This is a genomic window from Shewanella indica (assembly GCF_033842865.1).
Classification (GTDB): domain Bacteria; phylum Pseudomonadota; class Gammaproteobacteria; order Enterobacterales; family Shewanellaceae; genus Shewanella; species Shewanella indica.
Window position 1 is genome coordinate 705,243 of record NZ_JAWXXR010000001.1, and the last position, 15,804, is coordinate 721,046.

General features: G+C 51.9%; 14 protein-coding genes. 1 reads left to right on the forward strand and 13 read right to left on the reverse strand.

Annotated features, from left to right (window positions below):
* Window positions 1–7: 7 nt before the first annotated feature.
* The 5 genes from SIL79_RS03245 to SIL79_RS03265 all read right to left on the reverse strand — a co-directional run bounded on the left by SIL79_RS03245 (window position 8) and on the right by SIL79_RS03265 (window position 6,984).
* Window positions 8–1,225 (reverse strand): aspartate aminotransferase family protein, encoded by a 1,218-nt coding sequence (locus SIL79_RS03245; protein ID WP_319618968.1) that lies wholly within the window; start codon window positions 1,223–1,225, stop codon window positions 8–10.
* Window positions 1,226–1,530: 305 nt separating this feature from the next.
* Window positions 1,531–2,436: an alpha/beta hydrolase gene (locus SIL79_RS03250; protein WP_039035523.1), complete on the reverse strand. Its 906-nt coding sequence runs from the start codon at window positions 2,434–2,436 to the stop codon at window positions 1,531–1,533.
* Window positions 2,437–2,473: 37 nt separating this feature from the next.
* Window positions 2,474–3,616: an HDOD domain-containing protein gene (locus tag SIL79_RS03255; RefSeq protein ID WP_319619956.1), complete on the reverse strand. Its 1,143-nt coding sequence runs from the start codon at window positions 3,614–3,616 to the stop codon at window positions 2,474–2,476.
* A gap of 137 nt (window positions 3,617–3,753) precedes the next feature.
* The gene (locus SIL79_RS03260; RefSeq protein ID WP_319619957.1) at window positions 3,754–6,234 is read right to left on the reverse strand and encodes a S9 family peptidase; all 2,481 of its coding nucleotides are present in this window, start codon (window positions 6,232–6,234) and stop codon (window positions 3,754–3,756) included.
* A 177-nt stretch (window positions 6,235–6,411) separates the two neighbouring features.
* The gene (locus tag SIL79_RS03265; RefSeq protein ID WP_144361029.1) at window positions 6,412–6,984 is read right to left on the reverse strand and encodes an aminodeoxychorismate/anthranilate synthase component II; all 573 of its coding nucleotides are present in this window, start codon (window positions 6,982–6,984) and stop codon (window positions 6,412–6,414) included.
* Between the two features lie 168 nt (window positions 6,985–7,152).
* Between SIL79_RS03265 and SIL79_RS03270 the strand changes: the two genes are divergently transcribed.
* Entirely contained in the window at window positions 7,153–8,286 is a 1,134-nt protein-coding gene (locus SIL79_RS03270) for a GGDEF domain-containing protein (protein ID WP_052248239.1), read from the forward strand.
* 41 nt (window positions 8,287–8,327) lie between these two features.
* Here the strand turns inward: SIL79_RS03270 and SIL79_RS03275 are convergent, their stop codons facing one another.
* The 8 genes from SIL79_RS03275 to hflX all read right to left on the reverse strand — a co-directional run bounded on the left by SIL79_RS03275 (window position 8,328) and on the right by hflX (window position 15,792).
* Window positions 8,328–8,780: a ClpXP protease specificity-enhancing factor gene (locus SIL79_RS03275; protein ID WP_071476522.1), complete on the reverse strand. Its 453-nt coding sequence runs from the start codon at window positions 8,778–8,780 to the stop codon at window positions 8,328–8,330.
* Window positions 8,780–9,409, reverse strand: a complete 630-nt coding sequence (gene sspA / locus SIL79_RS03280; protein WP_039035519.1) for a stringent starvation protein SspA — start codon at window positions 9,407–9,409, stop codon at window positions 8,780–8,782. The genes SIL79_RS03275 and sspA overlap by 1 nt, the downstream gene beginning before the upstream one ends.
* A gap of 95 nt (window positions 9,410–9,504) precedes the next feature.
* Window positions 9,505–10,200: a cytochrome c1 gene (locus SIL79_RS03285; RefSeq protein WP_039035518.1), complete on the reverse strand. Its 696-nt coding sequence runs from the start codon at window positions 10,198–10,200 to the stop codon at window positions 9,505–9,507.
* Complete coding sequence (locus tag SIL79_RS03290; RefSeq protein ID WP_025011323.1) at window positions 10,197–11,414, reverse strand: cytochrome b; 1,218 nt, start codon at window positions 11,412–11,414, stop codon at window positions 10,197–10,199. The genes SIL79_RS03285 and SIL79_RS03290 overlap by 4 nt, the downstream gene beginning before the upstream one ends.
* The gene (gene petA / locus SIL79_RS03295; protein WP_039035517.1) at window positions 11,414–12,004 is read right to left on the reverse strand and encodes a ubiquinol-cytochrome c reductase iron-sulfur subunit; all 591 of its coding nucleotides are present in this window, start codon (window positions 12,002–12,004) and stop codon (window positions 11,414–11,416) included. The genes SIL79_RS03290 and petA overlap by 1 nt, the downstream gene beginning before the upstream one ends.
* Before the next feature lie 378 nt (window positions 12,005–12,382).
* The gene (gene hflC, locus SIL79_RS03300; RefSeq protein ID WP_039035516.1) at window positions 12,383–13,306 is read right to left on the reverse strand and encodes a protease modulator HflC; all 924 of its coding nucleotides are present in this window, start codon (window positions 13,304–13,306) and stop codon (window positions 12,383–12,385) included.
* Window positions 13,307–13,309: 3 nt separating this feature from the next.
* Window positions 13,310–14,449 (reverse strand): FtsH protease activity modulator HflK, encoded by a 1,140-nt coding sequence (gene hflK / locus SIL79_RS03305; protein WP_039035515.1) that lies wholly within the window; start codon window positions 14,447–14,449, stop codon window positions 13,310–13,312.
* Window positions 14,450–14,484: 35 nt separating this feature from the next.
* Window positions 14,485–15,792: a ribosome rescue GTPase HflX gene (gene hflX, locus SIL79_RS03310; protein WP_039035514.1), complete on the reverse strand. Its 1,308-nt coding sequence runs from the start codon at window positions 15,790–15,792 to the stop codon at window positions 14,485–14,487.
* Between the last annotated feature and the right edge of the window lie 12 nt (window positions 15,793–15,804).

Genomic DNA, 15,804 nt, shown 5'->3' on the forward strand with positions numbered 1-15,804 from the left:
ACGGGGATCAGGCGGCAACCACCTTGGCGACCGCTTTTTCAAAGCGTGCCAGACCCTCGGCAATATCACTTTCAGGGATGATCAAAGAAGGAGTAAAACGAACCACATTGGCACCGGCCATCAGTGTCATCAGGCCATTGTCGACCGAGGCCAACAGAAACTCACGGCTGCGTCCCTGATACTGCTCATTCAACACGGCGCCGAGCAACAGTCCTTTGCCGCGCACCTCGGAAAACACCTGGTACTTGGCATTGATTTTTTCCAGGCCATCACGCAGCAGTTGCTCACGGCGTTTAACGCCCTGCAACACTTCGGGGGTATTGACCAGATCAAATACCGCGTTGCTGACGGCACAGGCCAGAGGGTTACCACCATAGGTGGAACCATGAGTGCCCACTTTAAGATGAGCGGCAATCTTGTCCGTGGTCAACATGGCCGCGATGGGGAAACCGCCGCCCAGGGCCTTGGCCGTGGTGAGAATGTCCGGCACTATATCTGTACCCATGTAGGCATACAGCTCGCCGGTACGGCCAACGCCGGTTTGCACTTCATCGAACACCACCAACGCATTGTACTTGTCGGCCAGTTCACGCACCTTGGCCAGGAACTCTGGAGTGGCGTTTATGATACCGCCCTCACCCTGCAGCGGTTCCAGCATGATGGCACAGGTCTTGTCCGACACCTCGGCTTCCAATGCGGCAACATCGTTGAATGGCAGGTGTGTGATCCCCTGCGGCTTGGGGCCAAAACCATCTGAGTAGGCGGCCTGACCACCGACACTGACGGTAAAGAAAGTTCTGCCGTGGAATGCCTTGTCGAAGGCGATAATCTGATCTTTTTCGGCGCCGAAATTGTCCAGAGCATAGCGGCGGGCCAGTTTCAGGGCCGCTTCATTGGCTTCGGCACCTGAGTTGGCGAAATAGACCTTGTCGGCAAAAGTGGCGTTAACCAGTTTGGTCGCCAATGCCAGTGCCGGCTCATTGGTCATCACATTGGACAAGTGCCAGAGTTTTTCGCCCTGCGCCTTAAGCGCCTCAACGGCGGCTGGATGACAGTGGCCCAAACAGTTAACTGCAATACCACCGGCAAAGTCGACATACTCTTTGCCTTCCTGATCCCAAACACGACTGCCATCGCCACGAACCGGGATAACGGGTGACGGTGCATAATTAGGCACCATGACTTCATCAAACTGGGCACGTGTCAAATTCATGTTTACACTCATTCCTTCTCATCCTTTGTGTTGTCGGCGGCTCTGTCGGCCACCGTTTTAAGCAGTTAATCTTTATTATTTGTGAGTAAAACTGCACTTACTTGTGTTGCTTAGGTGTCATTATTAGCGAAATTGTGATCAAAATACCAGTTTGATCAATATGCAGGAGCAATGCCTTGGCCTATAAGTGCATAAAGATCTGAGTTTGAGAATTAAGCAGGCAAATATCTGCCGTTTAACGGCATAAATAGTCACAAAAAATCTCAACTGACACCGAATTCGTTAACTATTCATACATTTTGAATAGTTAACGATAATCATAACAGTAGATTATTGCGTATAAAAGCAGCGATTTGGCCCCTGGCTTCCATGGCCTCAGGCAAGAGTTCAAATAATGGAAAGACATGGGGCATATTGAGGTAGAAACCGGCTTCTATGCGACCGCCGTCGCGTAATACCGCCTGTTGCAGGCGCTCGGCATCCTGTAGCAGCAGCTCACGAGTACCGGCCAGCAGCAAGATGGGCGGCAGATCGTTAAAACAACCATAAAGCGGCGAGACCCGCTCAGACATGGGGTTACTACCGGCGAGATATGCGCCTCTGAGTCTAAGTAGCGATTCAATGGTGAACAGAGGGTCGTCGGCTGCCAGAATGCGCTCGGTGTCGCCTGTGATGCCGAGATCCAGCGCCGGAGACAGCAACACGCAGGCTCTCGGCAACGGTAACTCAAGTTGTTTCAGCTGCAACAACAGACTCAAGGCCAGATTGCCTCCAGCCGAGTCGCCCATCAGCACCAATTGAGTCGGGTCACAATGCTCAAGCGTCATCCGATAAGCTTCCAGCACATCATCACAAGCTGCCGGAAATGGATGCTCAGGTGCCAGACGATAATCAGGTACATAGCAATCTGCCAAACTGCGCTGCATGATATCGGCCAGGAAACGGGCATGGGCATGGGGAGTCTTGAAACAGAAACCACCGCCGCGAATATAGAAGAGGCTGACATCTCTTGGCTGCGGCAGCTGGTAATGGATGAGCGGCGAGTGGCTCAGTGGCCAGTGCTCGACCTTAAGCTCCTGCGGCCAGCCCAACCAGCGACGATCCATCTCCAATAAGCGCTGGCGAATAGCACTGAGTGGTACTTTGGCACTGCCGCGACTGACCGACGGCCGCGCCACATAAGTTAACAACCGGTTCAATACCGAGGCTTGCCAACTGGGCATAGCTCCTCCATGGAAGGCCTACAGGCTCCGCAACAGCTTAAAGCAGCTCGGGTTTGCGGTAATTCTGGCCTTTGAGACGAATGAGTTCCTGTTCAGTGAGCTCATGATACGCCATCATGATCTGTCTGTCCCTGAATTCCAGTTGCCGCATCTCTTCCAGTAAAAAACACTTGGCAAAACAATCGGCTTTAGCCAGCACTGCCGCATTGGGTGACAACTGACTGAACCCCAGAGCAGTGTCTCGCTCCTTGAGCAGAGTCACCATGGCCGCATCCGCAAACCCAAGCTGGGTCGGCAGTTGCCAATTGAGTGACAGCGCATGCTGCTTGACCAGGGAATAGACCAAAGCGGCGGGAAAATCACACAGGGCGATGGCATCGTAGAGCGCCTTATCCCTGTCTCGACTCGCCTCCCTGAGCCAGGAGCCGCGCAACTGCTCAAACAGCTTGGCGCTCATGGAGAGCAGCACTGAGATCCCCAGTTGTTGCATCAGGGAAACCGCGTACAGCATTGGAGCATCCAAGTCATGCAACCTGGCCAGGGTTCTGGCGGCAATGCCCTGCACCTGCGAGAAACGCCATAGCTTGCGCACAGTCCAAAGCAAACTGGCATGACCTGTGGGCAGCCAATGACGACAGGTGTAGTAAGGGATCAATACCCGCAGGTGCTCAACGCCTATATAGCTGAGCACCAGCTTGAGGTCTGTCAATTGCACATCCAGATTCTGCGGCCTGCGAGCCCTGAATGAGGGGCTGTTGACCAGAGAGCTCAAGTCCCTCACCAACCAGCTCTGCTCGGCAACGACCGGGCGAAGGCGTGCCAGATCAAGCCTTGGATGCTGCAATAACTCCAGCAGTAAGATCTGTTTATCTGTTATGCCAGATAAGCGTGTCACCTCTTCGATGGAGGCAAGACGGTTGCCGAGTTCAGCCGCCAGGGTATAGTTCAACTGAACCGACACTCTTTGATAAAGCGCCTTGGCCTGTTGCTGCCTCGCGAGCCGCTCCAGAGTCGCCTCGCGTTCAACCTCAAGCTTGAAGGCCACCGCCGCCAGCTCAGGTTCAAGCTCATCGCCACCGCTATCAATGCGTTGCTTGCCCAGTATCAACTGCTGATACAGGCGCTGCTCTATCTCTATTACACTTCCGGGTTTTACGCCCCCCGCTACCGACAAGGCCAAATTATTACCTTCCTGCCACACCCGTACCCGGGCTCCATTTTTTATGTTAGTCCCTTTATTGTTATATATGTAGCGGCTTTATCAGCAATATCTTGATAGCAAAAAGAAACAGGCCTCGAATGAGGCCTGTAAAGTGACTATTTCAACTCTTGTTCAAACAACTTATAGATGCGGCGATACTCGTCCAGCCAGCTCGATGGCTGTCTGAAGCCATGGGGTTCAACCGGGTAGATAGCCGTCTCAAACATCGGCTTTTCCAGCTCTATCAGTCGCTGCACCAGGCGGACACTGTCCTGGAAGAAGACGTTGTCGTCCATTACCCCGCTCATGATCAGCAGCGGCTTTTGCAAGCCCTCGGCATGATAGATGGGCGAACTGCGTTCATAGGCGATGTGGTCCACATCCGGGGTGTTGAGTATGTTCGAGGTATAAGGCGCATTATAGTGAGCCCAGTCGGTCACTGGCCGCAGCGCGGCGCCGGCCTGGAACAACTCGGGTTGGGTAAACAGTGCCATAAAGGTCAAAAAGCCGCCGTAAGAACCGCCATAGGTGCCCACCCGCTTGGCATCAACGTTGGCATGCTGGCTCATCCACTTGACGCCATCGGCCAAGTCTTCCACTTCCGGATGCCCCATATTGCGGTAGATGGCGGTGCGCCAGTCGCGGCCATAGCCTTTGGAGCCGCGATAATCCATGTCCATCACCACATATCCCTGCTGTGCCAGCAGGTTATGGAACATGAATTCACGGAAATAACCGGAAAAACCATAATGGGCATTCTGCAGATAACCGGCGCCATGATTGAAGATCACCGCCGGATATGACTCGGCGCGATCCTTGTCGAAACCTGCCGGCAGATACACCCTGGCATAGACTTCACCGGCGCCATGGCTGGAAGGCACGGCAACCACCTCAGGCGCCTGCCAAGGATAACTCTTGAAGCTGTCGCTGGTGTAATGGGTCAGTTGAGTCAGCTCACCGCCTATGACTTGAATATAGAGCTCATCCGGCCGGGTCAGGTTGGAGGCGGTCAATAGCAGCGAACGGCCATCCGGGCTCAGGCTGTAGTCGAGCACCCCGTTCCACTGGGTCAGTTGTTCATCCTTGCCGCTACTTATCTCAACCCGATAAACATTGTACTTGCCGGGGTGTTCTTTGTTGGCCTTGTAGTAGATATAACGATTATCCGGGCTCAGGGTGATGTCACTGACCACGAACTTACCCGAGGTCAAAGCCCGCGCCTTGCCACCGAGCGGCTTGAGATACAGCTGCGAATAACCGCTCTCTTCCGACAGGTAGTAAAGGGTCTCGCTGCCGGGTAACCAACCATACTGATTGTAGTCATAGTTGACCCAGGCATCGTCATGCAGCCTGTGCTCAGTGACTAGCTTGCCCTTGGCCAGATCGACACTGGCCAGCCAACGGTCTTTGTTGTCCACGGCTTCCAGCATTACGGCCAAGCGCTTGCCTGATTCTTGCCATTGAATGGCGCTCTGACTCCAGCCCCAATCCTGCATCAGTTGGATCTTGCGCGGGGCTTTTTCACTTTCGTAGCGCTCGCCTTTCGCCTTGGCGTTTTCAGCCTTGACGCCGGCCAACACATCCTGGTTGTAACCGAGCAAGCCTTCGATAGTTATCTCTTTCTGACTCTGCTGCTGCAAGTCCAGCAGTACCAAGCGCTGCCCTGGCGCCTTGTCTTCAGCCACTCTGGCTCGCACCGGCACAGGATCGACATAGCCATCTTTGCCTAGATAGTTGGGCATGATGTCATGCTCGCCACGCCAGTTATAACTCTTGTCCTGCAAAGCCAGCAGCAGATAGCGGCCATCCGGCGACAGGCTCAGTTCCACCAGTTGCTCACTCTCACCCAGATACCAAGGCTTGGCCGTCAGGGTCGGGTCTTCATTCTGTAACTGCTGCTGATATGTCTCCCGAGACTTGGCGTTTTCCTGCTGCTTGGCCACATAGCGGATCAGTTTATGTTGCTCTTTGGCGAGATAAGTTTCCGGCTCTTGGGTCTGTGCCGGCTCTTTGGCCATCTTGATATCCGCGAGCTGTTCCACAAGGCCAGAGCCTGCATGCAATCTGAATACCTGCCCCGCCTGCCAATAGGCAAGATCGCCATTCGCTAAAAAGCGCAATCCTTCAACCTTGGTATTTTGCCGGGTCAACTGAGTGATTTCACCACTGCCCAACTCCTTTACAAACAGATTGCCCTGATAGATATAAGCCTTACGGCGCTTATCCGGGCTCAGAACGCCGTCTCGTTGCGAGACGGTATGCAGCTCAGACAGCGCCAGCTCCTGCGCCTGTTTGTCTGCCACTCCCTGACGATAGTAACTACGCAGCACAGATGCACTCTGCTGGCGGGCGAACAGCACAGCGCGGCTGTCATCGCTCCAGTAGGCACCTTTGGGGGCAAGTCCCATCCAATCGGGATCCGCCATAATTTGATTCAGAGTTAACGGCTTGTCGGCCACAGGAGGCGCTGCCAAGGGTACTGTTTGGCTGGCTTTGGTGATCTCTTGGGTGGTGAGTTGCGGCTCGGTGGCGGCGCAGCCGCTGAGAACGGCCAGAGTCAAAACACTCAGACCGGCATGACGCATCAGGCTTTTCATCATCCTTCCTTTTTATAGTTATCTTGGCCGCCGGGAAGCGACATATGACAGAAAACAAGCGATTGCGGCCTGTTATACCATATTTGCCAAAAGATGTTGTTCTGCAAAAGCTGAAAACTTGTAAAGGCTTGTTAAGGATGGAACCTTGGTACGAATCCGGGACTGGCTCACTGCTCCTTAAGCCAGACGCAGAAAATTATTGAGCAGTTCAAGCCCCTGCTGGGTCAGAATGGATTCGGGATGAAACTGCACGCCGTAGAGGCGTTTCTCGGCATGGCTGATGGCCATGATTTCCCGCCCGTGTACCGGGTCATCATACCAGGCATCCAGACTGAAGCCTTCAGGCACAGATTCAATCAGCAGCGAGTGGTAGCGGGTCACGGTCAAAGGATTGGCCAGGCCTTGAAACAGCCCACGGTCATTGTGACTGATGGCCGATGTCTTGCCATGCATCACCCGCTTGGCCCGAACCACCTTGGCACCAAACACCTGAGCCAGCGATTGATGCCCAAGACAGACGCCCAGGATAGGCAACTTACCGGCAAAATGTTCGATGGCGGCCAGCGAGATCCCCGCCTGATCCGGGCTACAAGGCCCGGGAGATATCACCAGATAATCCGGCGCCAACTCGCGGATCTCATCAAGCGCAATCTCATCGTTACGCTTGATAACAGGCTGCTGCCCCAACTGCTGAAAATACTGCACCAGATTAAAGGTAAAGGAATCATAGTTGTCGATCATCAGCAGCATTGTGGTCTCACCTTATCTTTGCCCGCAATTGCACGGTAAAGGTTGTGCAGGCGAGAGATGCTACCATACTGACGCACAGGGATCATGCCGAAAGTCAGCCAAGACTGGTTCAACAACGAGGTTTGAATTAAGCTGATATTTCGAGTGGCTTCTCAAAGTGCTTTGCCTATGCTCAATATGACCAGGTTACTGAATTTTTTACTGATGCTAGGGTGTGATAGATGTGCTGTCAAAACCCGGGAGCGCAAAGTCATTCAAGTCAACTTGGGCGTACTGGTTTCCATAGCGACTATATTATTATTTACTTTCGGCTTTTATATCAGCGGCAATCAGGGTTTTCTCCTTTCCGGCTTGAATCAGCTGCCCTTTGTTGCCCTGCTGCCTCTGGTGTTACTGCTCAACTACAAAGGCAAGTTCTTTGCCGCCAGATGGTGTTTAATGTTGCTGTTGATGGCCGATGCCGCCACAGCTTTAATGACAGCCCAAGGTACCAGTATCAAGATCCACAGCTATTACCTGCTGTTTGCCATCATGTTGGTTGTACTGTTTGAGATCCGTGAATGGCGTTCTATCCTGATCCTGATGTTAGCCAATCTGGGGTTGTTCAGCTTCTTTGAGCTGCATGGCTGGCCATCCCACCCGGATATCGCCCTGCTTTCTACACATACCCTAGCTGTTTTACAAGCCTTGGTGATCTGCTCCTGTATTATCAGCTCCTGCGCCATACTGCTGATCAGCGAAATGTATGCCGAGCGCGCCGAGCTGGTACTGCAACATCAGGCCGACACAGACACCTTAACCGGATTGCTCAACCGCCGCGCATTCATGCGCCAAGTCGCACTGCAAAGAGAGCAGCCGGGACACTGGGCGCTTTCCCTGTTGGATCTGGATTTCTTCAAAAAGATAAACGATAACTTTGGCCATGATGCCGGCGATGTCGCCCTTATCCATGTCAGCAAGCTACTCAAGCAAGCGCTCAAGCCTCAGGAGCGACTGGCCAGAATAGGCGGGGAAGAGTTTGCCTTGCTGCTGAGGCTGGATGAAGCCGGGACTCAGGCCCTACAGCAAAGAGGCGAGCAACTCCTTGAGTCTCTCAGACAACAAGGCCTGGAATATCAAAGCCATTACCTACAACTGACAGCTTCTGCAGGCCTGGCGACTCTTACTCCGGGAGTTAGCGCCAGCGAGGCGCTCAAACAGGCAGACAAGGCTCTGTATCAGGCCAAGATAAATGGTCGTAACCGAGTGGAGCTGGTAGATGCAGTATTGCAGCCGTTGAAAAGAAAAAGCCAGTCATTGTGACTGGCTTTTTGCAATGCTTAAGCTGAAGCGTTGACCCGGTTTTATTTAACCAAAGTCAGGTGGCCACGCCGCTTGGGCTTGTCTGCTGTAGGTTCAGTTTCGGCTTCAGTCCGTGGCTGTTCAACCTCTTCAACCACATTCAGCAGTGATTCCTCACCCTCTTCAAGCAGATAGGCATCTTCCATATCGAATACTGTACCGGCACCGTTTTCACGAGCATAGATGGCAACAATAGCAGCCATAGGCAGCAGCACCTGCTGTGGTACACCACCGAAACGGGCATTGAACTCAACAAACTCGTTACCGAGCTTCAGGCCACCGACAGCACTGCCGGCGACATTCAGTACAATTTGACCATCCTTAACATACTGCAGCGGTACCTGAGTATCCGGCATAGTGGCATCCACTACCAGATGTGGAGTCAGCTGATTATCCATCAGCCACTCATAGTAAGCTCTAAGCAAATATGGACGACTTGGGGTCAAATCTTTCATCAGATACCCATGCGCATTTCGCGCTCGGCTTCGGTCAGAGAGGCCTTAAATGACTCACGCTCGAAAATACGGTTCATATAGGCTTTGATGTCTTTACCTGTGCGGTTATCCAGTTCGATACCCAGCACTGGCAGGCGCCACAACAAGGGGCCAAGATAACAATCGGCCAAACCGAACTCTTCACTCATGAAGTAAGGCATTTCGGCAAACACAGGCGCGATAGACAGCAGACTTTCCTGCAACTCTTTACGGGCCGCATCGGCGCGGTCACCCTTACGAATACGATCAACCAGGCAATACCAGTCTGTATCGATGCGATGCATCATCAGACGGCTTTGACCACGGGAAACCGGGTAAACGGGCATCAGCGGCGGGTGCGGGAAGCGCTCGTCCAGATACTCCATGATAATACGGCTTTCGTATAACACCAGTTCACGGTCGACCAGAGTTGGCACTGAGTTGTAAGGGTTGAGTTCCAGCAGATCCTCTGGCATATCATTGGGATCTACCTGCAACACATCAACAGTTACCCCTTTTTCAGCCAATACGATGCGAACCTGATGGCTATAGAGATCATCGGCACCTGAGAACAGGGTCATGATAGAGCGTTTATTGGCAGCAACAGCCATTGATACCCTCCGGAATTGAAAAAAACAAATGTAAACGAGGGGCAATGCCCCCCGTTTACATTATGCGGATAATATATTCTACCCCTTTCTAAGGGTTAGTGTACATCCTTCCAATATTCTTTCTTGAGCAGGTATGCGATCACGAAGAATATAAACAGAAAGCCGAGTACCCACTTACCCAGGTTTTCGCGTTCCAGTTTAACCGGCTCAGCCGAGTAAACCAGAAAACCGGTAAGGTCGCGAACAACCTGATCGTACTCTTCCGCAGACAGGCTGCCACCGCTGACGGTGATGCTGCCATCTTCCTGCTTAACCGGCATACCTTGCAGGCCTTCCAGCACATGCGGCATACCGACTGACGGGAACACTGTGTTGTTCACGCCGAAAGGACGACTTGGGTCTTTGTAGAACCCTTTAAGATAGGAATATACCCAATCTTCACCACGGACACGGGCTACCAGAGTCAGATCCGGTGGTGCGGCACCGAACCACTTGGCCGCATCTTTGGTTTCAATCGAGTTTTCCATCAGTTCGCCGATCTTGGCATCTGTGTGGATCAGCTTGCGCATCTCGTCGACAGGGATATCCAGATCTTCAGCAACACGCTGATAGCGCTGATATTGAGTGCTGTGACAACCGGCACAGTTGTCTTGAAACAGCTCTACACCACGGCGCAGCGACTCTTTATCTGTCAGATCAATATTGGCATCTTCCAGGTGCACATTGTGACCACTGGCGGCAGACACCATACCAGGCACAAAGGCAACCAAAGCAATCAATAACTTTTTCATTTGAATGTCACCCTTTCTGGTACTGGCTTGGTCTTTTCACTCTTGCTGTAGATGAACAACAGCAGGAAGAAACCGAAGTAAGTGAAAGTAAAGATTCGGGCAACAATGGTCAGCGTTGGTGTCGCAGGTACCGCTCCCAGGTAACCCAGGACGATAAAGGACACAGCAAACTGAGCAATGTTCAGCTTGTGAATCATGCTACGGTAGCGAACCGACTTAACCTTACAGCGATCCAGCCATGGCAGCACAAAGAGTACGGCAATCGCCAGACCCATCATAACCACACCACCCAGCTTATCCGGTACGGCTCGCAAAATGGCGTAGAACGGAGTGAAGTACCATACAGGCGCAATATGCTCAGGCGTCTTCATTGGGTTAGCGGCTTCAAAGTTAGGCTTCTCGAGGAAGTAACCACCACCTTCAGGCATAAAGAACAGTACGTAACAGAAGACAATCAGGAAGCCGGCAACGCCCATGATATCTTTTACAGTGAAGTAAGGATGGAATGGGATGCCATCGACAGGCCAACCATTTTCATCTTTATTCTTTTTGATTTCGATACCGTCAGGGTTGTTGGAACCCACTTCATGCAGAGCAATCAGGTGCAGGAATACCAGTACGACAAGTACCAGAGGCAACGCAATAACGTGCAGAGCGAAGAAGCGGTTCAGGGTTGCACCTGAGATCACATAGTCACCACGGATCCACAGGGTCAAGTCATCACCGATAACCGGAATAGCACCGAACAGTGAGATAATTACCTGAGCGCCCCAGTAGGACATCTGGCCCCATGGCAGCAGATAACCCATAAAGGCTTCGGCCATCAGTACCAGGAAGATCAACATACCGAACAGCCACAGCAGTTCACGAGGCTTTTGGTAAGAGCCGTAGAGCAGGCCACGGAACATGTGCAGGTAAACCACCACAAAGAAGGCCGAAGCCCCGGTGGAGTGCATGTAACGCAGCAACCAGCCGTACTCGACATCACGCATGATGTATTCGATAGAAGCAAATGCGCCTTCAGCGGTAGGCACATAGTTCATGGTCAGCCAGATACCGGTCAACAGCTGGTTTACCAGAACCAACAGCGCCAGAGAGCCGAAGAAATACCAGAAGTTAAAATTCTTGGGGGTAGCGTACTGACCAACATGGCGGTTATAAGTTGCCGTCATAGGGATACGCGCATCGATCCAGTCAATTATATTCTTAACCATTATGCAGCTCCCTGGTCTACGCCGATGAGCACGTTACCATCATCAATATATTGATGTGGAGGAATCACCAGGTTCAGCGGAGCAGGTACGCCCTGGAAGACGCGACCGGCCATATCGAACTTGGAACCGTGACATGGACAGAAGAAACCTGAAGTCACACCTTCAACCTGCTCTGCAAAAGAGTCTGGCAGGTAAGTAGGTGAACAACCCAGGTGAGTACAAATACCTACGGCAATAAAGTACTCAGGCTTAATCGAACGTACGCCATTTTGGGCGTAATCAGGCTGCTGTAGTTCGTCAGAAGCAGGATCCCGCAATCTGTCATCGTGGGTTGGGAGCTCGTTAAGAACTTCCTCGGTACGGCGGACAATCCATACGGGTTTGCCACGCCACTCCACACGGATCAGCTGACCTGGCTCTAGCTTACTGATATTTACTTCTACCGGTGCACCTGCAGCTTTCGCTTTGGCACTCGGATTCCATGACTTTATAAAGGGAACCGCTACAGCGACGGCACCAGCACCGCCCACTACGGCGGTTGCAGCTGTCAGGAATCTGCGACGTCCGGTATCGACTGGCGCATTGCTCATCCACTTATCTCCCAGAGGGTGTTGGAATTTTTGTTTTTCAAGACTTTAGGCCTCTTAGTTCTCACTAAAGGGAAAAGCCGAATTTTGAGGCGGGGCTCATTATAGCGAAAAATTAGAAGCAGATCATAGTCAAAAGACATAAGTTGGTTAAGGAGATTACAGTTTTTTAGCTGTCCGGGTTAAAAAAACAGCGGATTTAGGCGGCTAAACACCAGCATCTCGAGAGTAATTCAATTAAAGCTGAATTATAACTAGTTGATTATTAACAATATATATTTGCTTTACACATTAATACCAATAATTCTGTGACTTTCACATCAAGCTAAGAAAAAGATAAAAAAAGACCCGGAACCAGTCCGGGTCTTTCGAGCAACACTGTTACTTGCCTTTTTGCTTCATGTATTTGAAGAATTCGCTGTCCGGCTCCAGCACCATAATGTCTGATTTACCGGCAAAACTGGCCTTATAGGCTTCCAGGCTACGCAGGAAACTGAAGAACTCAGGATCCTTGGTATAGGCATCGGCGTATATCTTGGCGGCAATGGCATCACCTTCACCGCGAATGTTCTCCGCTTCACGACGAGCATTAGCCAGAGTCACCACCACGTTGGCGTCGGTCATGGCGCGAATTCTCTCGGCCGCTTCCTTACCTTCAGCTCTGTGTTTCTTGGCTACCGCCTGACGTTCGGCACGCATCCGTTGGAAAATACTGTGGCTGACGTTGGATGGCAGGTTGATCTGTTTAACCCTGACATCGACCACTTCAATACCCAGACCTTCAGCGCTCTTGGCGGCATTTTCCAGGGTGATGCGCATCAAGTCATCACGGCTGCTGCTCTCGGCCAAGTTTGTGCTGCCTTCGCTGGTACCGGAAACAATCTGTTTGATGGTCAGTTTACCGAACTCGGTACGCAGGTCACTGTTGATCTTGCGCTGCAGCAACGACTCTGCCTTGGACTTGTTGCCACCTTCTGTTGCCAGATAGTATTTTTCAAAGTCCTTGATACGCCATTTGACATAAGAGTCGACCATTAGGTCTTTCTTCTCAGAGGTCACAAAGCGGTCGGCTGCACCATCCAGGGTCTGGATACGGGCATCCATATAACGGACTTTGTCAATCAACGGAATCTTGACATTCAGACCCGGGCCATAGACTCGGGGCACCATCTTACCGTCAACATTGTCTTTCAATACTTCACCAAAGCGGGAAACTATGGCGCGCTCCCCTTCGTTGACTACCATCAGTGAAGACACACCAACAATCGCCAGCAGGGCAATAATAATGAGTACAAATCTGCTCATGGTTTACTCCCTCCCCTGACGGATACGCTCTTCGCGGGTCATACGTCCGTTGAAGCTGCTGTTATTGGTGTTTCTTTGGCTGCTGACGGAATCCACATGCTGCTCGGGTTCCTGCTCCGCTTTAGGTTTAGGCTTGTTGTCCTGAGACATCAGCTTATCCAGCGGCAGATACATCAGGTTGCCGTTATTTTTGGCATCTATCAGCACCTTGTTGGTATCGCTGAATACCTGCTGCATTGCATCGATATAGAGACGATCTCGAGTCACCTCAGGGGCCAGCTTATACTCAGGCAGCAGCTTGTTGAACTTGGCTACAGCACCTTCTGCATCCTGAACAACACGCTCTTTATAAGCGCGGGCATCCTGACTGATACGTTCTACCTGACCACGGGCCTTGGGTTCGATTTCCAGCTGATAAGCTTCGGCCTGACGGATATAGGTGTGCTCATCTTCCTGTGCTGAAATCGCATCATCAAAGGCATCTTTTACTTCTTCCGGCGGTCTGGCCGGCAGGAAGTTAACGTCTTCAATCTGCAATCCCAGATTGTAAGGTGCAATGATACGTTCAATCTCTGCGCGGGTGTCGTCACGTACCTTGGCACGCCCGGTTGTCAAAATATCATTCATCTTTGAATGACCTATGACATAACGCAGCGCACTGTCAGTGGCTTCACGCAGGCTCGAGTTAGCATCAACGGCACTGAACAGATACTGGTAGGCATCTTTCACCTTGTACTGCACATCAAGCTCGACCACGACCATATTTTCATCGGCTGTCAGCATGCTGCCGGACGCCGGAATAGAGCGCACCGATGCGACATCTACCGGTAAAACCGTATCGATAAAGGTGGCTTTCCAGTGTAGGCCAGGACCAACTTCGCCGACATGTTCACCGAAACGCAGCACAACGCCCTGCTCCGCTTCTTTGATAGTGTAGAAACCGGAAAAACCCCATACCGCCAGGGCAATACCTGCAACTATGGCCAGAGTCCCCATGCTGAAGCCTGAACCACCGTTACCCTTGCCGCCAAAGCGTTTGGCCAAATTGCGAAATACATCGTCCAGATCTGGTGGCCCTTTGTCATTGCCACCTTTGTTTCCCCAAGGATCATTACCCTTGTTACCGGGCTCGTTCCAAGCCATTTAACTCTCCATAAGTGGATGAATAAACGAGATTATTAACAAACTACTTTATCAATCTCGGGTTCGAGGATAAAGGTTTCCAACTCACCTTGACTCTGCTTAACCAGCCGGTGCCAGTCCGGCTGTGGTAAACGAACAGACAAGATACAGTTCCCCAGGTCGTCATACTCTTTCTGCTGTATCGCATCCAGTCGATAAAACTGGCCAAGATAATGCCCGGCTGTTGCCGGTATTCTCAAGCTAAGCTCAACTATGGTAGCAGCAGTCAGCTGATCCACCGCCTGCTTGAGAAGATCCAGTCCCAACCCTTGCTGCGCCGAGATCCATACTCTGTATGGTCGGCCTTCAGGATCGAAATCTATTTTGGGGCCTATCTCTTCCAACAGATCTATCTTATTGCAGACCAGAAGCTGCGGAATGTCATCGGCCTCAATCTCTTTGAGTACTTCTTGCACCTGCTCAAAGTTGTCATTCATATTGTCGTCAGCGCAATCCACCACATGCAGCAGGAGATCGGCCTGGCGGGTTTCCTGTAATGTCGCCTTAAACGCCGCTACCAGTTCATGGGGCAAATGACGAATAAACCCCACAGTATCGGCTAAAAAGACGGCGCCGTTGTCCAACTCCAGCTTACGCAGCGTCGGATCCAGGGTCGCAAACAACTGATCGGCGGCATACACCTCAGATGTTGTCAACGCATTGAATAATGTGGACTTACCTGCGTTGGTATAACCAACCAGTGACACAGTAGCCAGGTCGCTTCGCTTCCTGGCACGACGGCTTTGTTCCCGCTGTTTGTCCACTTTCTCCAAACGGCGATTGATGGACTTAATCCGCCCCCGCAGCAATCGCCGGTCAGTTTCCAGCTGGGTTTCCCCGGGGCCGCGCAAACCTATCCCGCCCTTTTGGCGTTCAAGGTGAGTCCAGCCCCGCACCAGGCGAGTCGACATGTGGCGCAACTGCGCTAGCTCCACCTGCAACTTGCCCTCATGGGTACGGGCCCGCTGAGCAAAGATATCGAGGATAAGCGTGGTTCTATCCAACACCCGGCATTGGCACAGAATTTCAAGATTTCTTTCCTGTGCAGGACTCAATGCGTGGTTGAAAATCACCACATTTGCCTCGGTCGCAGCTACCAAAGCTGCCAGTTCTTCCGCCTTTCCTGTCCCCAAGAAAAACTTGCGGTCAGGCGCCCGGCGGCTTCCTGTTATCACCCCTACCGAACGCGCCCCGGCCGACTCGACCAAGAGTTGCAATTCAACAAGGTCTTCCCGACTGTCTTCATCGGAAAAGTCGATATGAACAAGTACTGCAGTTTCTCCCGCCTCATAGCGATCAAACAAGAAGTGAACTCC